The following is a 23812-nucleotide window of genomic DNA, read 5'->3' as shown; positions in this document are numbered from 1 at the left end:
ATTTATTCAATACTCGTTTTAAGCACTTCCCCGGCCTGCTCTAAGGATGTATATGATTTGTATTCCCTTTCAGGGTTTACAATGAAATGGAGGGGAAGAGAACTGATATTAAGATCCCTTCGGGTTTTGTTTATGTTATTTGAAATGAGTTGCAAACCGGCCGGATCGTGTTTTTCGAGAAATGCCTGCCATTTATCCCTGTCTTCATCAAGTGAGATATCAATAAACTCAACTTGATCTTGATAGGCTAGCTTCAATGAATCCAACAAAGGTTTTTTCTCAATACATGGGCCACACCAGGTTGCCCAAAATGCAATAAAATGAGTTTTGCCGGTTACGCTGTCTAAGGTGTACTCATTGTTATTCTCATCAACCAGGGTGTGACTTGGCAGAGCCTGAAGCCCATCCGGCAAAGGATTCCACAAAACAGTCGCATTTACCAATTCCCCTTCCATATTACGCCTAAATCCATCCCGCTCAATAATCAACGGCTGGGCCAGTAAATAGTAGACGAAAATTCCAGAGACTGGGAGGATGGATGCAAGCTTAACATATCCGGTCACCTCGGTTCTTGAAATGACCAATGCGAGTATACCGACAGTGATTAACACAATGATGAATGGGAAATAAAAGAAGTTGAACAGATCAAAAACAATAAAGGGTATGAACAGTAAAGGCAAGTACTTAGAAGGGGTCTCTGTATTAATTATCCCGCTTGCAAATAAGGCCCCAAAGCAAAGCAATATTGGGATCCATTTAAGAAGATTGGCTTGATGCAGATGGATAGGATTGGCAAACAGGAAAAAGTAGAATCCCGCAGCCAGGATGGCTATGGATAGGAAAATACCCGACACTATTCTGAAAATATTTTTTTTAACCATTTAGGATCATTTATTCAGTCATGGAAATATGTAAGCCCGGTAATGGTGAAGTAATACGGCTGCTAGACTAGTCACTGAAAGACTACGACCGTTTCAAGCCACGAGTTCTACCCACAGTTTTTCATAGTTAAAGGCCAGCGTTTTAGGGAATTTAATTCATAGGGATAAATATAGAACTTTACGTGAGATCGCCAAGAGAATCAGGTATTCAAATAATGTTAGCATTCTTTCTCGCAGATTTTCGCGGAGTTAAGCGCAGAATATCTGTGGGACTCAGCGGAATCGATCTGCGTCAATCAGCGAGCAACAATAAAGGTGCTTTAATTACTGCTGAGCATCAGCCATTAATTGATCTACTTTTGAAATCATCTCTTCGCCACGTAGATCCCTCCCGATGATAATACCATTCGGATCAAGCAGGTACATTCTTGGAATGCCTGAAACGTTGAATAATCTTGAAATGTCTCCAGTCCACCCATCCTCTACATAAATTTGAGGCCACTCCATTTCTCTCTCTTCAATAAAGTCTGTTAATGTCTTAACCTCTCTGTCTAAAGAAATTCCGATGATGGTAAATCCACTGTCATGGTAAGATTCATAAAGCTCCTTTAGATGTGGAATTTCGGGGAGGCAGGGGCCACACCAGGTAGCCCAAAACTCCAGAATTACATATTGCCCTTCCAGGCTTTCCAGTGAAATCTTATCACCGTCTATTGTTTGGAGATCAAAATCAGGAGCCTTTTGGCCAATATTTAACGACTCAATTTCATGTAAATAACCTAAAGCTTGAGTCACATAAAATTCATTCGCATCTATTTCCACAATCTCGCGCGCAAAATCAACGGCTCTCTCTTTATGATCTTCTTCTCTGGAGTTTTTTCGTAAAAGTGAGAGCAAAACTGCTGATTTACTGTTTGGATCTGTCAGTTTTTCAGAAAGGTAGTCCAGCAGTTCATAATAGTCTGTTAAACTCAAATCTTCATTTCTTGCATAGATGTTGGACATTGGAGACACGATCATTCTCCAAAGTTCAGAATCGTAGCTGAGGTTTTGAATCGCTTCACTTACATGCTCTGAATTACCTGTATTTCCCCACATTAAAAAGGCTTGTGCAAATGCTTTTTCACCTGTTTCAGTGTCGGGATTTTCTTTGTAGTAGTTATAAAATTCAACGGAATAAACATTTTGCAGGCTGTCAGAAAAGTCAGTCTCTCGAATTTGATCCCAGGCTTGATTCATATAATCTTCAAATGTTGAATCTGCCGGAACAGTCGCGCTTTGACCAAGAAGGGTTTGAAATGGAATTGTAAAGAGTAGTATCGCAGTTGCTAATAGAATTCGACTCATGGCTATTCATTTAAAATTGAAGTATTCAAAAGCCCCTCTCGTTGATGTTTACTATTCCTAAATATAGAATTTTTGGCGAGATCGACAAGAAAATCAGGTACTTATTGTTTAATTCCATTTTGAGACTTGAGACTTGAGACTTGAGACTTGAGACTTGAGACTTGAGACTTGCTGCGTGTTTTTCACTTTGTGAGAATCGCCTTCGGCTCGGTACGCAGTCCCGAGTAATTGGGGAGACCTGAAAATAAAAAACCCGAACCGGTGGTTGCCAATTCGGGTTGGTCGATTACCTGAAGCATTTCCGGTATTGATAATATCAGGCAGTAAAAATTGGACCAATTTTATAATTAAATCAAACTGCCAAATAATCCTTGCAGACTAAAAGTATACAGATAACCCAAATTGAACTCCATCTCCTCCCAAACTGAATACTGTAGAGTTGTTTCGGATAGAATTATCTGTTGCATTTTGCTCATTCGTCTGTTTGATACGTCTGTGGTTTAATCGAATTGAACTTTGATATTCGGCATGTAAACTCATTGAGGAGTGAAAAAACCACTCCACACCTGCGTAGCCGATTCCTGAAATGCCGTAGAGAACAGATCGGTTTGTTAATTTTGAATTTGTTTCATCCTGTACGGTTCTGTTCAATCCAAAATTGACACCCGGACCGTAACCGTAATAAAACTTGATTTCTGAATCGGGGTTAATGTAGTTCATTCTTGAATAGCTCAAGCCCAGGTTAAATTGCATGTTTGAGTCGTTCTGATCGTTGATGTCATCCGGATAATCCGTTACAGCATATTGAGAAGAGAGACTCAGCCCAATCCGAGTTGCCTTTTGATCTGACAATTGACGCTTGTAGGAGAAGACTGATCCGGAAAATGATTCGAGATTAAAGTTTTCGGATATTTGAAACTGTAGCGCTCTTGATCCTTCCTGAAGTGGTAATAAGTTTTCTGATTCCTGAGCCTGAACATGAGAAATCATTAACATGGATGTAATTAGAGCAGTGACGAATATTTGGCAGATCAATTTCATTGTTAGGTGTATTTAGTTTGTAAGTACATAAGATATAGTCAATTAATGTAGATAAAATACAAATATATATAGCATAAAGATGTGAGTGTATGCAATTGATTGTACGTTATTTATATAATGTCTCACGAGGTTGTAGGTACTAGATATACTCTGAAAATAAAAAACCCCGAACCGGCGGGTGCCAATTCGGGGCTGTAAATTTTGAAACGTTCTGATCCGGTTTAGTTCGGATTCAGGATGTTGTCAATTCTCCTTTCGGAGTCAGCAAGGTGAATTCGGGTTGCGCGGTCACTAACACTATTTCGTGTATTATTGATATCGCGCTGAAGAATTTCGAGCTGCTCACGTACAATCGGACGAATGTCGGACTGGCTAACATCAACGGATGTAAATCCTACAAACTGACGGAATGCGGCCGGAACGCTTGGCAGCTCTTCAGTCATCAGATACTCCATTCGCTCAATGTAAGCTCGCTGCAGATTTCTTCTGTAAACTGAGATCTCACGATTTCTATCGAGCTCGGTCCAGATGGTACCGCGTACATCGTCCATAAATTCGTATGGAGAGTAAACATCTGCATCTGACCTGTTATCGTACTCAATCAGGCGTGCAATACGCTGTGGGTCCACCAAATTATTCAGCACTGAAACCTGACGTCCGCGGAAGTTGTCTACGAAATCCGCCTGGTTTACACGGCTCAGAATATCCTGGTTCAATACCCATGAAGGATCGGAGAAAGCGTGGGTTCTCAGGAAGTCCATCGCCTCTTTCTGGATCTCTTTCGGAGTTGGCTCATACACGCCGCCTTCCTGATCGAAGGTTTTGTCGTTTTCGTAAACCCCGCCAACGTTCTGTGTAACGTGGCCCATGTATCGGCTCCACTGGCCAAGAATTTGTCCGTAAAGTTCGTCCAGTTCAGCAAAATCTTCACCTTCCTGGCTTGTCCATTCAATCAGGTTGTCGGTAATGACCTGAAGGTTTGCAATTCCGTATGTACTGGCTTTCATACTATTGTCACCCAGATCCTCATTTTGTGATCTCGGGTCAATTTTTGATCCGGTCTGAGCTCCATAAAAGTAAACCGGGTCGTCGGCACGCTCTTTCGTCCATTCGTGAAGGGTTTCATTCTGTTCTTCGAGTGGAGTATCTCCAAACCAGGTGTAACCCCACTTAACGGCCCACTTGTCGTATGGACCCACGCGTGGGAAGAAGTTCGTTACGCCATCACCGGGCTGTGCAATGTAGTTGAATCGGGCATAGTCCATGATGGATGGTGCTGTACCGTTTTCATCGGTGTATGTTGGTGAACGTAAAGAGTCTACAGGAATCGCGGCACTTGAACCAAAGTTATGTGGAAGTCCGAGTGTGTGGCCTACTTCGTGAGCCGATACAAAGCGAATCAGTTCGCCCATTACGTCATCATCAAACTGAACGGAACGTGCTTCCGGATTGGCGGCTGCCGTCTGGATAAAGTACCAGTTTCTGAGCAGACGCATCACGTTGTGGTACCAACCAATGGCTGATGTCATAATCTGACCTGATCGCGGATCGTGTACGTGCGGGCCAAATGCATTTTGAATTGGCGATGCAAAGTAACGGATGGTTGGATAGCGTGCATCTTCGAGGCTAAAGTCGGGATCTTCTTCCTTCGTTGGTGCCATTTTACCGTAAATAGCATTTTTAAAACCGGCTTCCTCAAAAGCTACCTGCCAGTCGTCCACACCTTTAATCAGCCACTCTCTCCAAACTTCCGGAGTTGCGGGGTCGATGTAGAAAATGATCGGTTCTTCAGGTTCAACCAGTTCGCCTCTCATATAAGCTTCTTTGTCTTTAGGTACCAGTTTCCATCGGGTAACGTGACTTACCGGTTTTGCACGATGTTCGTCTGTACCAAAGTCTGTCTGGCTGGCAGTGAAATATCCAACACGTGCATCAGGCTCTCGTCGCTGCATCGGTTCTTCCGGCAGCAGGTGCATACTGTGGTTAATTTCAAGAGAGATGGTATTGGCATCTGAATTGGACGGAGGATTTTGAGCAACATAGGTCAGTAAATGGCGTGCTTCCACATTTTCAGGGAAACTGCGAATCTCTTCAATAAAGGTTCTGCTTCCGTCAACACTTCGAACCTGAAAACGTGTTCTGTTACCTTGTTGCAGACCTAAAGCAGGAACATCGGTTGTAAAGAGGCTGGTAACATCAATAACAGATCCGGTGGAATCTTCATTGATAGCCGCAATATCGAAGGACGCCAGAATAGGCTCAAAATTTGAGTTTCTTACAGCTTCGTAAATGGGAAGTGTATCACTTGCCGTATTGCTGAATGATACCCGGCGAAGGAGAATTTTGTTATCACGCTTTTGCCAGCGGAGAACCTGTGTATTGTTTTTCATACCGCCATAGGCAATGCCGTCTGCCGTTCGGGCAATTCGCGACACCATAAGCATCTCTCGCTCCAGCATGTCGTCTGGTATTTCGTAGTAGTAAGTAGAATTGTCTTTGTAGACATTGAACAGTCCCTCATCTTTATCGAAGCTCTCTTTAATCACTTCGGAGAAAGGCTTGGGGCCGTCTGATGATGCAGCTGCCGCTCCGGATGGCCGTTCACTTGGCGCATCAGAACTTTGAACGCTATCTGTGCTGGCACAGCCGGCGATCAAAAGTAGAGCAAGCATCAATGCTGATAGCTTTTGTACTAAATGGATCATAAAACGTAGTTTTAGTTGGTGGTTAAGTCGTGTTATATATAGTTAAATAAAATATTCAACGGTAATGTAAAATGATGATAATTATACATTTTTCGAAGAAATAATAAGTGAATGCTAAGCATCAAATAATCATTGTACTAAATAGCTAAGACGCAATCGATTAAAATTATGGAAACTAAAAAAATAGAATTTCAGGGTGCTTTTGGTGATACGCTGGCAGCAAAAATTGATATACCGGAGGGAGAACATAAAGCATGCGCGCTTTTTGCTCACTGTTTTACCTGTTCAAAGAATTTGAAGGCTGTAGGAAATATTGCGAAAGCCTTAAACAGAAAAGGGGTGGCTGTTTTCCGGTTCGACTTTACAGGATTGGGCGATAGTGATGGAAGTTTTGAAGACACCAACTTCAGTTCAAATGTTGATGATTTGATTGCCGCATCGGGATACATGGAGAAAGAGATGAGTTCTCCATCAATATTGATCGGGCACTCTTTGGGGGGAGCTGCAGTAATCCAGGCAGCTCATCGATTAGAATCCGTGAAAGCCGTGGCTACTATTGGAGCGCCATCAAACCCAAAACATGTGGAGAAGCATTTTGAGTTAAAACGCGACGAGATTGAACAGGAGGGATCCGCGATTGTAACGCTTGCCGGACGGCCATTTCGAATAAAAAAGCAGTTTTTGGATGATCTGGAAAAGTCGAAAATGGATAAATACATTCTGGAGCTGGACCGGGCATTGATGGTGATGCATTCCCCGCTGGATGATACCGTAGGCATTGATAATGCGGCTCATATCTATAAAACTGCGAAACACCCCAAAAGTTTTCTGTCAATGCACGAAGCAGATCACCTGCTCATGGAAGAGACCTACAGCCGGTATGCAGGTTCAATGATTGCTGAATGGTCATCCATTTATCTATGATTTTTTGTACAATTCAACCATACAAATCACACAAAATAAAACTATCTCAAAATTATGATGAAATATATATCAATAGCGCTTATGGCACTGTTTCTTTTTGCCTCTTGCGCGGAGCAAGAACAAGAAGAAGTGGAAATGGAATATCAGACACAATCAGAAGATAAAGCTGTGGCCGTACTTCACGCTACGGAGGGGAATAGCGCTGAAGGAACTGTAGTATTTACACAGACGGATGAAGGAGTTCGGGTAGAAGCATCAATTAGCGGACTTGAAGCAAATTCAATGCACGGATTTCATATTCATGAATTTGGTGATTGCCGGGCGGATGACGGAACATCTGCTGCGGGACACTTCAATCCTGAAGAGATGGAGCATGGCGGACCGGATGATGATGTTCGTCATGTCGGAGATCTCGGAAATCTGGAATCTGATGAAGATGGAAACGCCAATGTTGACTTTGTAGATCCCAGACTTCAACTATCAGGGATGACTTCCATCATGGGACGCGGTGTAATTGTCCACGCGGGTGAGGATGATCTGGAGTCTCAACCTACCGGCGATGCAGGCGCTCGTCTGTCATGCGGCGTAATTGGAGTTGCCAATCCGGATTACTGAGAGAAGATCAGCTTTAATCTGTAAAAAACTTTAAACCTCGCCTTTGAGCGGGGTTTTTTATTATAAAGGAGTATTCTTTTTTTATTACATTCCGAATATGAAAAATCTATTCGTTGCTATTACTCTATTTTTTTTGGGAATTCCATTTGCTCAATCTGTTACCGCACAAAATTATCAGGAAGTTGCCGGTAATTGGGAAGGTACTATTCAGATTACGGGACAGAATCTTACCACTAATTTTACATTCAGTTTTCTGGATGGAGAATTGGACGGTACCATCGATATTCCGCAACAAAACGCGTACAACTTACCGGTTGAGTTTACCCGGATGAATGGGGACTCTCTTCTTTTTCAATTTCAAACAGGCACAGGGCCGGCAACATTTAAGGGCGAGTGGAACCGGGACGCCGGAACGATTTCAGGTACATTTGAGCAGATGGATATGAGTTATCCCTTTTCAATTAAAAAGAGAGAGGGGAACCAAGTAAATGAAAGAAATTTAGCCGGCGGTGAGGAGATTATCATCCAAACCCGGGCAGGTCAAGTAAGTGGTACTCTGCAACTCGCTGATGAACCGGCGCCCATTGTTATTCTGTTGACCGGCTCCGGATCGCAGGACAGGGATGAAACCGTAGCGGGATTTAAAATTTTTGCTCAAATTGCAGATTCCCTTTCTAAAAACGGTTACTCATCATTCCGGTATGATGACCGGGGAGTAGGCCGCTCTACCGGTGAAACAGACGCCACTCTTTTTGATTTATCTGACGACTTGCTGGATATCCTTGTTCACCTTGAGGATGAGTACCCTGATCAGATCACAAAAACCATTTTATTGGGTCATAGCCAGGGAGGTTTGGTTTCTGTTATTTCGGCGGTTAACAAAAATGTAGATGGTGTAATTTTGATGGGATCTCCATTTCTACCGGGTGATGAGGTGATTAACCATCAGATCAAAGCAATTTCTGAATCCCAGGGTATTGCGGAAGAGGTTGTGGAGCAGAATCTGGAGTTTCAGGAGAGGATTTATGAAGTCATCCGAAATGAGGACGACTGGGATGATGTGGAGCAGGATCTGTATGATCGGCTGGAAGCGCAAATCAATGAACTGCCTGAAGAGCAGCGTGAAGCTTTGGGCGATATGAATTCGTTTATTCGAAGCCAGATCAATCGACAGCTGGCGGCTGCAAAAACCGAGTGGTTTAAGTCGTTTATTGAGTACAATCCGGAGAATGATATTTCAAATCTGGATATTCCGATGCTGGCACTTTTTGGTGAGAAAGACACGCAGGTTATTTTAGGGCCAAACCGTGAAAAAGCGGAGCAGTTACGGGATGAGGCTGAGCTTCTGATGCAAATTGTGGAAATTGAATCGGCCAATCACCTGTTTCAGCTGGCCAATAGCGGCCTGCCCAGCGAGTACGGTATGCTCGAAAAAGAGTTTGCTCCCGGTTTTGTGGAAGCCATGATTGAGTGGCTTAACTCACTTTAATTTCTGTTTACCGTAGGGACGCTAAGTGCGCAGGAGATTATTTATGAGTTCTCGTGGCTAAATTGATTAAAACGGCAATCTTCTTCAGATCGCTAACTATACGTTGCTTTATCAGCCCGCTCCGCATGGTTACGTCGATTAATTCAATTCTGGCTCTGACTCTTTAACCCGCTCCGGATGGAGCGGCAACTTTGTAAACTCTGATCAGTGTTTAATCACCAGCGCGCCGGAGGTGCGCTACTTCTCTTTGTACACAAAGTATTAACGTACTGCTCACTCCGGAGCAGTGGGTTGATGTGTCTCACCTGTTTTTACAAACGAAATGCGCCTGCCGGCGCATAAGTGTGATGATCCCATCAGTCCACTTCCTGTGGTCAGATGGGTAAGTGTAAGGCTGATTCTTTGAACGTTCTTCAATGTCTGTTTAATGAAGATTAAGAAATTCTGAGCCGATCTTAGATCCTAGCCGACAAACCACATTGAGTGGTCAGTCGGGATAATGGTGAAAACACTAGTGGCACAATTTTGAGGCTAGTCAGACGTGGAGCGGACATCCATAAATCCGCTCCGGAAGGAGCGGCAACTTTGTAAAACTCTGATCAGCGTCTAAACACCAGCGCGCCGGAGATGCGCTACTTCTCTTTGTACACAAAAGTATTAACGTACTGCTCACTCCGGAGCAGTGGGTTAATGTGTCTCGCCTGTTTTTACAAACGTAATGCGCCTGTCGGCGCATTGATGAAGCTATTCCATCAGCTAGCTCAAAGCTGTCACAGGGATGAGTGTGAAGCTGACTTAGCAGGTTCAATAAAGTCAATTGAATGAATGGAAACTAAACCCGTAAGGATCTTAGATTCTATTTTACAGGCTGTCATGAGTGGTCGGCTAGAGATTGTGCTAAAACACTCGAAGACGATTATAAGGATAGTCACGAGAGTGAACAACCTAAAACACGCTCCGGATGGAGCGGCAACTTTGTAAACTCAGATCAGTGTTTAATCACCAGCGCGCCGGAGGTGCGCTACTTCTCTTTGTACACAAAGTATTAACGTACTGCTCACTCCGGAGCAGTGGGTTAATGTGTCTCGCCTTTTTTTACAAACGTAATGCGCCTGCCGGCGCATGAGTGTGATGATCCCATCAGTCCGCTTCCTGAGGTCAGATGGTTAAGTGTAAGGCTTGCCACGGGTACTAAGATCTGACAAGGAAACCTATCAGCGTTGTAAAGCTACGCGACATTTGACGCTGCCAGGACTTTCGTTGCACTTCAGACGCTGGCAGGTCTATGAATTATTAACCATGAAGCCGTCTGACCGACTATAGCGGTCTGACGGCACCATACGCTCTGTGTACTTCAGCGCCACTGCGGTGAGTTGATTACTCCGATTTCCAGTTTCTCATCCCGTCGCGAATTACATCACCCAGCTTATCTATGGAAACACGCTCCTGTTCCATATTGTCTCGGTAGCGGATGGTTACGGTATTATCTTCCAGACCATCAAAATCAACGGTTACACAAAATGGTGTTCCGGCTTCATCTTGGCGGCGGTATCGTTTTCCAATAGAACCGGACTCATCATAGAGAACATTGTAATCTTCCCGGAGTTCGTGCTCGATCTTTCTTGCTACTTCCTGCAGTTCAGGCTTTTTGATAAGCGGGAAGATCCCAACTTTGGTCGGAGCCAGTTTTGGGTGAAGCTTGAGTACGGTTCTTGTATCGCCATCCACCTCTTCTTCGCGGTAGGCATCACAAAGCACCATCAGCGTACAGCGGTCCAGCCCAATGGATGTTTCGATCACATAAGGAGTGTAACGCTTTTGTTGTTTCTGATCGTAGTACTCCATTTTCTTTCCGGAGTACTCCTGGTGGCGGGAGAGGTCAAAATCGGTTCGGTTGTGGATACCCTCCACTTCCTGCCATCCAATAGGGAATTTGAACTGAATATCAGCGGCAGCACGGGCATAGTGAGCCAGCTTATCTTCCGGATGCGGAGCGGTTCTTAAATTCTCTTCCCGGATTCCCAAACTCTTGTGCCACTCCATTCGGGCATTGAGCCAGTTTTCATAACTCTCTTCGTCCGTACCCGGTTCTACAAAGTATTGCATCTCCATCTGCTCAAATTCGCGCATACGAAACACAAACTGACGGGCAACCACTTCGTTACGGAAAGCTTTTCCAACCTGTGCAATTCCAAATGGAATCTGAACCCGTGCCGTATCGAGTACATTTTTATAGTTTACAAAAATACCCTGCGCAGTCTCCGGGCGCAGATAAATAGCATCATCATCTCCGGATGATGTTGCTCCATAGTGAGTTTTGAACATCAGATTGAACTGACGCACTTCGGTCCAGTCGAATGCTCCTGAATCGGGAGCCTTAATCTCTTCCTGCATGATGATATCGTAGAGATCTTCACATAATCCCTTACGGGTACCGGTGGTGTCGAGCTGCTCCTGGAGTTTGTCAGCTTCGTCATCTTTATCTTTATCGCGCAGTTTCTGGATGTGCTGCTCGATCAGCATATCCGCCCGATATCGTTTTTTGGACTGCTTATCGTCAATCATCGGGTCGTTGAACCCTTCCACATGGCCACTTGCTTCCCAGACCTTCGGATGCATAAAAATAGCCGCATCCACACCAACAATGTTGTCGTGGAATTGTGTCATCGATTTCCACCAGTTCTCCTGAATGTTTCGTTTCAGTTCAACGCCAAGCGGGCCGTAATCATAAACGGCTGCGAGACCCCCATAAATATCTGAGGATTGGAAAATGAACCCTCTGGCTTTCGACAGTGAAACAATTTTGTCTAATGAATCTAAATTCTTTACAGGCATAAAATCTGATGGTTATTCGTTTTGAAAATCGTATTTCAATTCGGATTTGCTACAAAACACCAAAGATATGAAAAATCTGCCCTTTGATGAATCGTTTGTATACAGGAATTGTTATTTTCGACTCCGCCGGTAAAGATCACTAAAGTACCAACTGGTTACTTGGATGATCAGGTGAAACGATACATTTTAGGAAGATTAATAAAAGGATTAGCAGTTTATGACTTCATTTAAAGTCGGAATATTGGGAGCTACAGGAGCCGTTGGGCAGAAGTTTATCCGAATTCTTGAAAATCACCCCTGGTTTAAGATTACGGCTTTGGGTGCGTCAAGCAGATCGGCGGGTAAACTTTACGAGGAAGCTGCGAATTGGATTGAAAGCACGCGCATGCCGGATGGGGTCAAATCACTGACAGTACTGGAGTGTACATCGAACCATTTTGATGAGGTAGACTTTGTTTTTTCCGGGCTTGATTCGTCAGTAGCTACTGAGATTGAAACTGATTTTGCCAAGGCCGGGATCCCGGTAATCAGCAATGCAAAGAATTTCAGAACCGATCCAACTGTACCGCTCTTAATCCCTGAAGTAAATCCCGATCATATCGAAATGATACGTGAGCAGAGGTTTACAGCTGATGGGTCCGGCTGGATTGTAACCAATCCCAACTGTGTGGCTGTTCCCTTAACTACATCCCTGAAGCCGCTATACGATGCTTTTGGAATTGAGTCGGTAGTTGTAACGTCTATGCAGGCGATATCAGGAGCCGGCTATCCCGGTGTTCCAAGTCTCGATATAATGGGAAATGTAATTCCATTTATTGGCGGTGAAGAGTCCAAAATTCGCCAGGAGCCACTGAAACTATTAGGTAAATTGAAAGACGGTGCCGTTCGATATGCAGATTTTCCTGTTCAGGCAACCGCCACCCGGGTTCCGGTCATCAACGGACATCTGCTTTCAGTTACGGTGAGCTTAAAAAGGAAAGCAGATCAAGATGAGATTATCAATGTGATGAAGAGCTGGGGAAGTCCAATTCATGATCTAGATCTGCCATCAGCCCCAAAATTTCCACTAAAAATATTTGACGATCCGAGATACCCTCAGCCGCGACTGCATGCAGACAGTGAAGGTGGGATGCAGACGGCCATTGGAAGAATTCGTCAGGCTCACGTGATGGATGTAAGCTATATTGCCATGGCTCATAATACGGTTCGCGGAGCTGCCGGTGGCGCTGTTTTAAATGCAGAACTACTGGTTAAGAAAGGATTTTTGAAATAAACGCAGTTGAATTGGCAACATAATTTATTTATGCTTTGTGATCTTTTAATTAAATAGGTTGCTATGCGTAAATATTTATTCACAATCCTTTTTTCACTCTTTGTATTTGTAGGGTTCAGCTGTTCAACGACCGGTAATCAGGTGAACAGTTCATCTGCGAGTTATGCCGAAGTACCCATGCCTAATCAACTGGTCTCTGAAGAGTTTCCCCAACCGGATGAGTGGGCAAAGTATCCCGGTGGAAATGAGGCGCTTCAATCTCATATTCAAATGAATACAATAATTCCTGAAGAGGCCAGGATAGAAGGATATAACGGCCGACTGGTGATGACTTATGTGGTTAACAATGAGGGAGTTGCGGGACAGGTCGAAACACTGATGAGCCCGCATGAAGCCATTACATCTATGTATGAAAAAATCATAGCAAATATGGAGAGATGGGAACCTGCAATTTTAAATGGCGAACCGGTTCAACAGCAATATGCAATCAGTGCGTATTTTAACGACAACACGAGTCAGTAATTGCTACCCGGGATGACCCATAAAAAGCCTAATCTGCCCGAAAAAATCTGTCCGGTTTGTAATCGGCCGTTTAGCTGGCGTAAAAAGTGGGAGAAGAATTGGGATGATGTAAAGTACTGCAGCGAGAGATGCCGAAGAGAGAGGAAGAGTAGAAAATAATTCTCCGTCAGACCGTTGCCTTTTCGGTCAGACGGGTGAGATATGATCCAATAATTGACCTGACAGCACCTACAGGATCTGTCAGCGTCAGAAATTTTGTTTCTCGCAGAGTTTCGCTGATTGAAACGCTGATTTCCACGGAGAAGATTTTGTGAACCGTTGATTTTTTTGCTTTAGTGGTAGGTGAAAAATGTAAGGCTCTAGAAAAACTCCGTCAGGAGTGTCCTGTTTATAGCAAACCCTCGCTGCTCATATTTAGGCTCCATCGGAGCCTCCTGATCAATATTGGAGACAGAGAAAAATAATAGGTCGAAAAAACAGGTCGCACCTACGGAGCGACGGTAACTGCTGTACATTTTTCTACAAACAGGATATTCCTACGGAATGAGAATTATTTCTCGCAGATTTCCGCGGAGATATCTTTGTGAAACTTCGAGTCTTGGAGACTTTGTGGCAGGAGGGATGTGCCAACATAAATTTGTTATTAAAATAACTCGTGGCACGGCTTGGAGACGTGCCACGAGGATGTAGAATATTAATTGTGTGAAATTTTTGTTCCAAGTACATCCAGGAATTCTGCAAGCCATTTTTGATGTCCTGGCCATGCGGGGGTAGTTACCAGGTTACCGTCCCGGACAACTTCCGTTGGCTCTACATCTTTGTAATCTGCACCGGCAAGCTTCATTTCAGGACCGCATGCGGGATAAGCGGTCAGAGTTTTCCCTTCAATTCCACCAACGGCTGCCAATATTTGCAGTCCATGGCAGATAGCAGCGATCGGCTTATCCTCTTCTACAAAATGACGAACCATCTCAATCACATTATTATCCAGGCGCAGATATTCAGGACCACGACCGCCGGGAAGGACCAACGCATCATACTTTTCAACCTTCACATCATCGAAAGAGTAGTTCAGGGTGAAATTGTGTCCGGTTAGCTCTTTATAGGTTTGATCGCCTACAAAGTCGTGAACGGCGGTAGGGCAAGTTTCCCCTTTCTTTTTATTCGGGCAAACGGCGTGAACATTATGTCCAACCATCTGCAGAGCCTGAAACGGAACCATGATTTCCAGGTCTTCACCATAATCCCCAACGATCATTAAAATCTTTTTTGCTCCCATAAATTCTCCTTGTTTTAATTTTTAGTTGATGAGTCTATCAATAAAAACCTGAATAGAAAAGAGATCGTTCTAAAGATCACCCAGTCACTCCGTCAGACCGTTGCATTTTCGGTCAGACGGATGATATTGATGAATAAGACCTGGCAGCTTACCGACAGCTGTCGGCACCTGAAAGCGTCGGGTAAAGAATACAGAGTATTGTTTCTCGCAGATTTTCGCTGATGTAAGCGCAGAGTTTCGCGGGGATAAATCCCGCGCTCGTGTGTTAAACCCATGAATGGGTTTTTTGAAGAATGAAAACCGAGTTCAGTAAGTTGGTTTGATTTGAATGTTCGGCACGAATATAAACCAACTCCGTTAGGAGTATTCTGTTTATAGAAATACAAACGTAATGATGACAAGGGCTCCCTCGGAGCCTTCTGATCGATATTGGAAAAAAAGTAAAATTGTAGAATGAAAGAAAAGACCTGGCAGCGTACCGACAGCTGTCGGCATCTGTAAGTGTCGGGTATAACCTACAGGACACTGTTTCTCGCAGATTTACACGCGGATTTTTCGCAGAATAGTCTTTGTGAATCTTCGAGACTTTTTGCCTTGGTGGAAGAAGAGACAACTCAACCAAAAGACCTGTCAGGTTTTGGAAACCTGACAGATCTGGACTGAATATCAACTATTCTATTGGATTACACACAAACTCTCCCTGCTCGCCATTTTGTTCTTTTATAAAAACGGCAGCGGTTAGTCCCGGTACCGTGACCATTCCGTTTTCAATGCGGCTCTCTTTTACGATCTCATCAGACCCGTTAACCTGGCTTGGATGGAGAGTCATACCGGAGAGGTTTAGCTCAATCGATTGCTCATCCAAACTACTGTTGAAGATGATAAGTACTCCGTCCAGACTAGAATCCAGATCATTACCGGAGCACACTCCATCAGAATAGCTCATCGCAATAATACCGGGAATTTGATCGGGACCGGTGTTGTGATAGGCTACCCGTTTGTTGATCTCGTCACCGGTTGGTAATCGGAAGAGCGGAGAGCTGTACCGGATCTCCAGCTGCTCACGGAAAAGCTGATGAGAGAGCTCCATATGTTCTTTTTGAATATCGATATTGGGATTGGATAGAAACTCCCGCTGCCCATCCCATAGGTCGGAGTTGTCCCAGCCGGGTGGCAGGCCAATGCCCCAATTATTGTTTTCGAGCGTAAAATCGATGGCGTTGTACCAGTCTCCGGAGTCGTAGCTGTTTCGGTCCATCGACTTGGAACGCAGGATATCTGTTCCCATCTGATGGAATGGAACTCCCTGGCCAAAGTTTATCATCGCCTGACTGAGTAGATGAACTCGGATGCGTTCGTCCATTTCCAGATCGTGTGGCAATTTGGATTGCGTGTTATCCCAAAGTGTTTCGTTGTCGTGTTTGTCGATGTAGTTGACCGATTCCTGAGGCAGTTCCGCATAGCCAATCATCTCATTTCCGCCGGTCACACTTTCACCGTTTCTGTTGATGTACGGATAGTCGGCAAGGTTACCGGTCATGCCAACACGGATACGATCTCCCTGGTCCAGAAGTGCAGCAAGTTCCTCATTCTCATCTCCGGTATCATCATTTGGGAAGAGATAGCGCCCGTTTGTAAATCCTTGATCGCGCCGGTTGTTGGTATAATTTCCTCCTCGGATTCCATCACGACTTCGGTCGTTGAAATTTCCGATACCTGTTCCGCCCATCATAAATTGGGTAGCCTGATCAAAAATGCGGTTGTCGGCGACTTCTCCAAAATTCCAGCCTTCACCATAGATGTAGATGTTTTTCCCATCCACACCGTCTTCTTCGAGCGTGAGTTTTGCAAGCTCTTCGGTCAGACGCTCCATTACATAACGCGGGTGATGCCCCATCAGGTCAAACCGGAAGGAATCGATTTTGTACTCTTTGGCCCAAAGCAAAACAGAATCAATGATGAGATTCTCCATCATATTAAACTCTGCTGCTGTATTGGAGCAACAAGTGGATGTTTCCACGTCACCGGAATTTGGATCCAGTCGGTGGTAGTAGTCGGGAACCATCTTATCGAGAACGGAGAATCGGGACGAACCGGTAGCGTGCGTGTGATTGTAGACCACATCCACAACGATGTTCAGACCAATTTCATCAAGTGCCTGTACCATCTCCCGGGTTTCCAAAATGCGCTGTACTCCCTCCGGATTCGTGGCAAAACTTCCTTCCGGCGTGTTGAAATGAAAAGGATCGTATCCCCAGTTAAAACCGTCGTAGTCTGCCAGTTTATTTTCGTGTTCAGGTGATCTGTAAATTCGCTGAATTTCTAAAGTAGTCGGATCGTCCTCAGATAAACTCTCAAAAACTTCCCGGATGGGAGTAGTGCCATATTTTTCACAATCTTCAGCAAGCTGGTCATTCGTACCGATAATTTCACAAATCCGGTTGAAAGGATCATCCAGATCCACGCGATTATTTGTGTCCTCTTTGATGGAGGCGATATCGTTAATTGGCAGAAGGTGCAGGTGCGTCAATCCTGACTCGCTCAGCCGTTTCAGATGAGCCATCGCGTCTGACAGATTTGAACCTTTTTCTCCATTGTGAGTAAATGCCATATAGGTTCCACGGTGTTCCTCAGGAATCGATTTATCAATAATGCTGAAATCACGCATGTGTGCTTCGTACAATGTGATATCCGCAGGATGTGGAAGCTCCTTTTTTAGCTGATCCCAGCCGGCCGGTTTGATGTTATCATCCTTCAGATTCACAAACTGGCTGTAATGACTATCCGTTGAAAGGCTGACCGAGTAGGGATCCGTTACCTCAAAAGTGTTAATCTGATTGTTCTCAGGATGAAAAACGGTAACATTAAAGCGATAGAAATTTCTATCCCACTCAATCAGGTTCTCAAATTCCCAAACGCCGTTCTCAGGATTATTCTGAACCGCCTCAATGGTTTCAATTTCGTTCTTATCATCATCAAAAATCGAAAGTGTTACTTCCTGAGCCGTGGGTGCCCAGAGTTTAAGTGAGAGATCATCACCGGAATAGATGGGTCCGAGCTGCCCGTCGTAGGTGTAGAGGTCGTCAATCACTCCATGGGTTTGTACGCGAGTTGCGGAGACAGGAATCCGGTTTGAATCGTATGCCACTGCGATGAGTTGCCCTTTCAAGGCACGGCGAAGTTCATCTTTTTCAGCATCTACAGAGAAAACGGGTCGCTCTGAAATATGTCGGAATTTATCGGCTAAATATCCGGTTAGTATTCCATCCGTTTCAAGTGAGATAGATTCTCCGGAGGGTATATCGAAGCTTTGAATCGTAAGGTCTGCTTTCCGGCTGTAGTGGATTTCATATCGATCGGCTTCAACTCCGGGATCCCAGATTAACAAATCAGACGAGACCCAATGGGCGGAAGCGCCGTCAATTTTCAGTTCTGTTGAAATTTCTGAAACCGGCTCAGGAGTAGAACAAGAAGTGATGAGAACTCCGGCAGCGATGAACAGGAAGACGATAGATAATCTCATAATGATTAAGTAGCAGGTGTAGTATTCGGTTGTTTTGCAGAGTATTATACAACGAATTTATGAAGTGTGTGTCAAGGAGCTTACGCTTCACCGGTTTTACTTGCCTTGAAAATATGTGTAAAAGTGATCAACTGTAATGTGCATGATTAAAATCGTGTTGGATAACAAAATTGCAATACAGACGTACAAGAAATAAATTGATATAAACTTTCAATATCAGGTCTATAATGAAAAATCTTACCCGATTGTTTTTTCTGGTATTTATTGCGGCTTTCATTGGATCCTGCACCCAAACCTATCAGGTTAAGATTGATGATTTACCTGTAACGGATCCGCTTTATACTTCGGGTTATCCAATTGTGGATGTGTCTGACAACATTAAAGAAATTCAGCAGTCTATCATCCGAATTACATCCACAGCACGATATCGGGTCTACATACTTGATGAAAATGTAAATATGACCGCCGCCGAGGCGGATACCATCAACCCGGCTGATATTGCCGTAGATCAAACCATAGTAGAGGAGAGTTCGGCCGGCAGTGCAATTGTAATCAGGAAATCTGAGGACAGGGGAATTCTTTTAACCTGTGCGCATACGGTCAATTTTCCTGAACGGGTGTACAGCTATAAAATCGGAGATGATATTCCGGAAAATACATATGTGAGAACCATTGCGGTGAAGCAGAGTCAATCTAATGTGGCTCTTACAAACAGAACTCTGGCAACTTATTCACTTCTTCAGGAAGATACGTCAAAGGATCTGGCTTTAATCAGTATCAATCTCAGAAATTTCAAAGATATTGCAGAAGACCTGACACCACTCGAAATCCCCATGGGATTTTCTGAAAATTTGAGATCGGGGAGTGTGCTTTATGTTATGGGCTATCCAAAAGGTTTTGAAGCCGTTACGCAGGGTATCGTCATTCAGGATAACAGAAATACCAAAGGTGATTTTTTAACGGATGCTCTTTACAATAGAGGAATCAGCGGGGGAATTATTGTAGCGTCAAAGGATAATTTCAAGTCGTTTGATTGGGTAGGGGTTTCCAATGCCGGAATTGCAACACGAGAATTTTATTTGGTTCCTGAAGAAAACCAGTTAGATCCTGATTTATCGTATCAGTTTTACGACGGATATATCATGGCCCGGGAGATAGCAACACTGGATTATGGTTTAACTCAGGCGATATCAACACAATCTATTCGGGAGTTTTTGAGTGAGAATCGCAGGGTTTTACGTGAGCTCGATAAGAGTTATCGTATGATTTACGGTACAAATTAAATGCCCTGTCTACATCAGACCGCTCCAAGCTGTCACATGCACTTTCTTAAACACAAGATTTGATATGCTATACCCACAAGGTTGTGTAAAACGGTCAGGGGAATTTCCTAACCATGTTCATGTTCTTTGTGTAAATCGGCGAGCCACTTTTTTCGACTGCTCAGAAGTGAGCAGAGTGAATAGTGCTGTCAACAGTTGTGGTAGCGCACCTCCGGCGCGCTGAAGGTAGATAATATGATCCGTTCTGTACAAACCTGCCGCTCCATCCGGAGCGGGTTTTCGAATACGATTTTAAATTTCACAAACCCTTCTTAGCAGGAGGGTCAGTTTAAAACTTAACTGTGCGTTCGTTTTGTAAAGTAGATACTGAATATTACTATCCCACCTAAAAATTTATAATCGACCAAGATGCACCGGCAGGTGCATTATGTTTGTAAGTAAAAAGAAGCTGACTTCATACCCTGCTCCGGATGGAGCAGTACATAAAGCAATGTGATAATGTCACTATAAAAAGAGTAGCGCACCTCCGGCGCGCTGAAGGTAGATAATATGATCCGTTCTGTACAAACCTGCCGCTCCATCCGGAGCGGATTGTGAGTAGGATTTTCAAATTCATGAATTTCTTGTTAGTAGTAGATTCAGTTTAAAAATCAACTGTTCATTTGTTTTGTAAAGTAGATACTGAATCTTACTATCCCACTCAAAAGTTTACTATCACTCAAGATGCACCGTCAGGTGCATGATCTTTGTAAAAAATCTCTCAATCTTTACGGCTGAAATCAATAGTTTGTGGATCGGATGAATAAACAGTTTGCAGACATAGCTTTTCCCACAGCCGTACGGCAGGTTTTTACCTACGAAACCCGGGATGATTCGATCAAACCCGGAATGAGGGTTTGGGTGCCATTGCGTAATGAATTTGCGATCGGGATGGTGGTTCGGGTACACGATAATAAGCCTGATTTTGAGACTCGTCCGATTGAGCGGATTCTGGATTCGGACCCGATCATGAATGAAACCGTGCTCAACCTCACGGAATGGATTCACCGGTTTTACTACTGCAGCTGGGGTGAGGCTATTCAGGCTGCGCTTCCGGTTGGGCTCAACTTTTCATCCGAGAAAAGGCTCAGGGTTAAAAAGGGATTCAAGGCTGAAATCACTGAAGAAGAACTCGCGATATTAAAGGAGATAGAGGAGAAGTCCATCACCTTGAAAGAGGCCGAAAAGCGGTGGCGGGATGGAAAAGGGAAAACGTTTTTCAAAAAGGCGCTTCAGCACGGCTGGATAACCATCTGGGAAGAACCCCGGCAAAAAGTCGATTTCAAGAAGGTTAAACATTGGCAGATTAAAAAGGGTGTTGATCCCGGGTCTGTTCTGGAGGGGCTGACGGAAAATGAGCGGGAGACAAAATGGGTTCAGGCGTTTGAGAAGCTGACCACACTCGACTTGCCAATGCCAAACAGTGAGCTGCAGGAGATGGACGATCTGTTTACTTCATACTCACTGAATCGCATCGAAAAGGAGGGGTGGATTGAATCTGTGGATCTGCCGGTAAAGGGTGAGGAGATCTACAAGGGAGTGTTTGAGCCGGAGAAGCTGAACAGTTTGTTGGATCAGCAGGAGGATGCGTTTGAACAGATTCGTGATGCGCTCGACGCAGAGACTTTTAAAAGTTTTCTGCTCTTCGGTGTCACCGGCTCGGGAAAAACAGAAGTTTATATTCATGCGCTGAAACATGCCTTGGATCAGGGCAGGGGCGGGCTTGTACTGGTGCCGGAAATTGCGCTCACTCCTCAAACCGTCAAACGTTTCTATCAGATATTTGGGGATCAGATTGCGGTACTCCACAGCCGGCTGAACGAACGGGAGAAATACGAGGCGTGGCAGAGTTTAAAGTCGGGCGAGAAAAGAATTGCGATTGGCCCGCGCTCGGCGGTTTTTGCACCGGTCGAAAATCTGGGCCTCATTGTGGTGGACGAAGAGCACGACAACTCCTACAAACAGTTTGATCCTGCACCGCGATATCACGCTCGGGATGTGGCCATTATGCGTGCTCACATGGAGGGAGCGGTGACTATTCTGGGATCGGCCACGCCGGGAATGGTTTCGGTTCAAGCGGTGAAAGAGGAGAAACACACGTTGCTGCACCTTCCCATCCGTCCGACCGGAACTATGCCTGAAGTGAGTATTCTGGATATGAAGGAGTACAAGTCGGCCATGCGCGGACCGCTGACAGTGGAGCTTTATGATGAGACAAAAAAAGCACTTGATCGAAAAGAGCAGGTTATTTTTCTCTACAACCGGAGGGGATTTGCTTCCTTTATGCAGTGCGAAGATTGCGGACATATTCCCGAAAGTCCGGAGAGTTCGACGAGCCTGACCTATCATAAACGAAAGAATATTCTGCTCGATCACTATAGCGGATACTCCCGTCGTGCAGACAGTCGCTGTGAGATGTGCGGATCCAGCAATTTGAAAACAAAAGGAAGCGGAACACAGCAGGTGGAGGAGCAGGTTCAGGAACTCTTCCCTGATGCCCGGCTGCTGAGAATGGATATGGATACCACGTCCGGCAAAGATGGTCATCAGAAGATTTATGATCAGTTTTTATCGGGTAACGCCGATATTCTGATCGGGACTCAGATTGTGGCTAAAGGCCTTGATTTTCCAAATGTGACGGTCGTAGGTGTGGTCAATGCCGATACGGAGCTGGCGTTTCCATCCTTCCGTGCCGGGGAGCGAATGTATCAGCTGCTGAGCCAGGTAGCGGGTCGTGCCGGCCGCGCGGAAAAGCCGGGGGTTGTTTATGTTCAGACCTGGAAACCGGATCATCCGGCCATTAAGTGCGCCCGAACCCACGATTTTAAAACCTTTGCGCGATATGAGCTTCACCAGCGCGAAATGTTGATGTTTCCGCCCTATTCAAGGATGATTGTGTTTCAGTTTAAGAGCCAGTCATGGAGCAAGGTTCAGACAGTGGCGGACAAATTTTGTGATGCGATGCGGATGGTGGTTGGCGAAAATCCTGTGATGGGACCATCGCCTTCGGTTATTGAGTGGATGAGTGGAAAGTATCAATGGGAAGCGAACATCAAACTGGATCGAAAATATAACGGTCATGCCATTGAGAAGCTGCTGAATACCATATTTGCAAAGTATGATGCCATCAAACCGAAAGGAGCCGGCGCGGTGCGAATCAATGTGGATGTGGATGCGGTGGAGTAGGACTCAGATATGAGATGTGAGATTTGGGATGTGAGAATTGAGATGGGTTATTTCGAGATTGGCTTTTAATTCTGATCAAACTGATTTAGCCGAAAAATCTTACTGGGGCAAAATATTGTGATTACTTGCTTTGGGGGAATGATTGGATCATTATCGGACATTGGCACAATCAAGATAGTGCCGATAAATACATGTAATAGAGCTATACATAATTAATCTTTCACATAGAGTAAATGTTATATGGAATATTCAGCTTTTAAATTAAACTACAAGTTAGTTTGGGTTATTGTAATCAGTAGTGTTCTATTTTCAATAACTGCACTGCTTTCCATATTTCAACAATGGGTTGTTCCTCAAGTCATAACTCATTCTGCAATTATTTTATCGGCGGCAGCCTGGCTAATTGTTATTGGAGATATGGCATACAGAAAATTTTACCATAAGTCATTATGGGTAATATTCATGGTACTATTTCCTTCGATCACGCCAGTTGTTTATCTGTTTCAAAGGAGCAAACTTGAAAGAATTGAAAGTAAAATCAGCATATAGTTTTTAAACATATAAAGTTCACCATTTACGCTCTATAACAACCGCCTAAAGCGGACATACCTCGATTTAGGTTTTAAGAAATTGGGGTGTAGTTTTCGGCTTTCTCGGGTTACAATACTTTCAATTAACAACCCGGCATGACCGCTTAGGCGGTGAGTCGTTATAGGGCTCACTTTAAATTCCCCCTTTTTAAGACCAATATCTGTTGATTATCGTTAAACAGAAAAATTAATTACATTTCAAATATGAAGTCGTTAACGATAAACATACCGAACACAGCAGATGTTGATGACAAAAAGGGGGAATTTAAAGAGATCGAAA

General features: G+C 44.3%; 16 protein-coding genes. 8 read left to right on the top strand and 8 right to left on the bottom strand.

Going from position 1 to position 23812, the window contains the following annotated elements; genetic code table 11:
- Positions 1-2: 2 nt before the first annotated feature.
- The 4 genes from CWD77_RS15285 to CWD77_RS15270 all read right to left on the bottom strand — a co-directional run bounded on the left by CWD77_RS15285 (position 3) and on the right by CWD77_RS15270 (position 5974).
- Entirely contained in the window at positions 3-881 is an 879-nt protein-coding gene (locus CWD77_RS15285; protein WP_101074479.1) for a TlpA family protein disulfide reductase, read from the bottom strand.
- Positions 882-1205: 324 nt separating this feature from the next.
- Positions 1206-2228, bottom strand: a complete 1023-nt coding sequence (locus CWD77_RS15280; protein ID WP_101074478.1) for a peroxiredoxin family protein — start codon at positions 2226-2228, stop codon at positions 1206-1208.
- 378 nt (positions 2229-2606) lie between these two features.
- On the bottom strand, positions 2607-3269 hold the full coding sequence (locus tag CWD77_RS15275) for a hypothetical protein (protein WP_133120250.1): 663 nt from the start codon (positions 3267-3269) through the stop codon (positions 2607-2609).
- A 221-nt stretch (positions 3270-3490) separates the two neighbouring features.
- Positions 3491-5974, bottom strand: a complete 2484-nt coding sequence (locus CWD77_RS15270) for a zinc-dependent metalloprotease (RefSeq protein ID WP_101074476.1) — start codon at positions 5972-5974, stop codon at positions 3491-3493.
- Between the two features lie 168 nt (positions 5975-6142).
- Between CWD77_RS15270 and CWD77_RS15265 the strand changes: the two genes are divergently transcribed.
- From CWD77_RS15265 to CWD77_RS15255, 3 genes are all read left to right on the top strand, one after another.
- Positions 6143-6898: an alpha/beta hydrolase family protein gene (locus CWD77_RS15265; RefSeq protein ID WP_101074475.1), complete on the top strand. Its 756-nt coding sequence runs from the start codon at positions 6143-6145 to the stop codon at positions 6896-6898.
- Positions 6899-6952: 54 nt separating this feature from the next.
- On the top strand, positions 6953-7513 hold the full coding sequence (locus CWD77_RS15260; protein WP_101074474.1) for a superoxide dismutase family protein: 561 nt from the start codon (positions 6953-6955) through the stop codon (positions 7511-7513).
- 97 nt (positions 7514-7610) lie between these two features.
- Positions 7611-9002 (top strand): alpha/beta hydrolase, encoded by a 1392-nt coding sequence (locus CWD77_RS15255; protein WP_133120249.1) that lies wholly within the window; start codon positions 7611-7613, stop codon positions 9000-9002.
- Between the two features lie 1377 nt (positions 9003-10379).
- Here CWD77_RS15255 and CWD77_RS15250 read toward each other — a convergent pair.
- The gene (locus tag CWD77_RS15250) at positions 10380-11837 is read right to left on the bottom strand and encodes a glycine--tRNA ligase (protein ID WP_101074472.1); all 1458 of its coding nucleotides are present in this window, start codon (positions 11835-11837) and stop codon (positions 10380-10382) included.
- 217 nt (positions 11838-12054) lie between these two features.
- Between CWD77_RS15250 and asd the strand changes: the two genes are divergently transcribed.
- The 3 genes from asd to CWD77_RS15855 all read left to right on the top strand — a co-directional run bounded on the left by asd (position 12055) and on the right by CWD77_RS15855 (position 13791).
- The gene (gene asd, locus CWD77_RS15245) at positions 12055-13110 is read left to right on the top strand and encodes an aspartate-semialdehyde dehydrogenase (protein WP_101074471.1); all 1056 of its coding nucleotides are present in this window, start codon (positions 12055-12057) and stop codon (positions 13108-13110) included.
- Between the two features lie 63 nt (positions 13111-13173).
- Entirely contained in the window at positions 13174-13632 is a 459-nt protein-coding gene (locus tag CWD77_RS15240; protein ID WP_101074470.1) for an energy transducer TonB, read from the top strand.
- A 12-nt stretch (positions 13633-13644) separates the two neighbouring features.
- A complete protein-coding gene (locus tag CWD77_RS15855) occupies positions 13645-13791 on the top strand; it encodes a DUF2256 domain-containing protein (protein ID WP_101074505.1) in 147 nt (48 codons plus the stop codon).
- A gap of 535 nt (positions 13792-14326) precedes the next feature.
- Here CWD77_RS15855 and CWD77_RS15230 read toward each other — a convergent pair.
- Together CWD77_RS15230 and pulA are read right to left on the bottom strand one after the other, a co-directional pair.
- A complete protein-coding gene (locus CWD77_RS15230) occupies positions 14327-14911 on the bottom strand; it encodes a DJ-1/PfpI family protein (protein ID WP_101074469.1) in 585 nt (194 codons plus the stop codon).
- 670 nt (positions 14912-15581) lie between these two features.
- Positions 15582-18434: a pullulanase-type alpha-1,6-glucosidase gene (pulA, locus tag CWD77_RS15225; RefSeq protein WP_101074468.1), complete on the bottom strand. Its 2853-nt coding sequence runs from the start codon at positions 18432-18434 to the stop codon at positions 15582-15584.
- Positions 18435-18661: 227 nt separating this feature from the next.
- On the opposite strand from pulA, the gene CWD77_RS15220 reads away from it, so the two are divergent.
- Entirely contained in the window at positions 18662-19717 is a 1056-nt protein-coding gene (locus CWD77_RS15220) for a S1 family peptidase (protein ID WP_101074467.1), read from the top strand.
- Between the two features lie 117 nt (positions 19718-19834).
- On the opposite strand, the gene CWD77_RS15735 is transcribed toward CWD77_RS15220, so the two are convergent.
- On the bottom strand, positions 19835-19969 hold the full coding sequence (locus CWD77_RS15735; protein ID WP_276307530.1) for a hypothetical protein: 135 nt from the start codon (positions 19967-19969) through the stop codon (positions 19835-19837).
- A gap of 546 nt (positions 19970-20515) precedes the next feature.
- Between CWD77_RS15735 and priA the strand changes: the two genes are divergently transcribed.
- Positions 20516-22942, top strand: a complete 2427-nt coding sequence (gene priA, locus CWD77_RS15215; RefSeq protein ID WP_101074466.1) for a replication restart helicase PriA — start codon at positions 20516-20518, stop codon at positions 22940-22942.
- The last annotated feature ends 870 nt before the right edge of the window (positions 22943-23812 follow it).

Source organism: Rhodohalobacter barkolensis, from assembly GCF_002834295.1.
Taxonomy (GTDB): domain Bacteria; phylum Bacteroidota; class Rhodothermia; order Balneolales; family Balneolaceae; genus Rhodohalobacter; species Rhodohalobacter barkolensis.
This window is presented reverse-complemented; position numbering and strand designations above follow the sequence as displayed.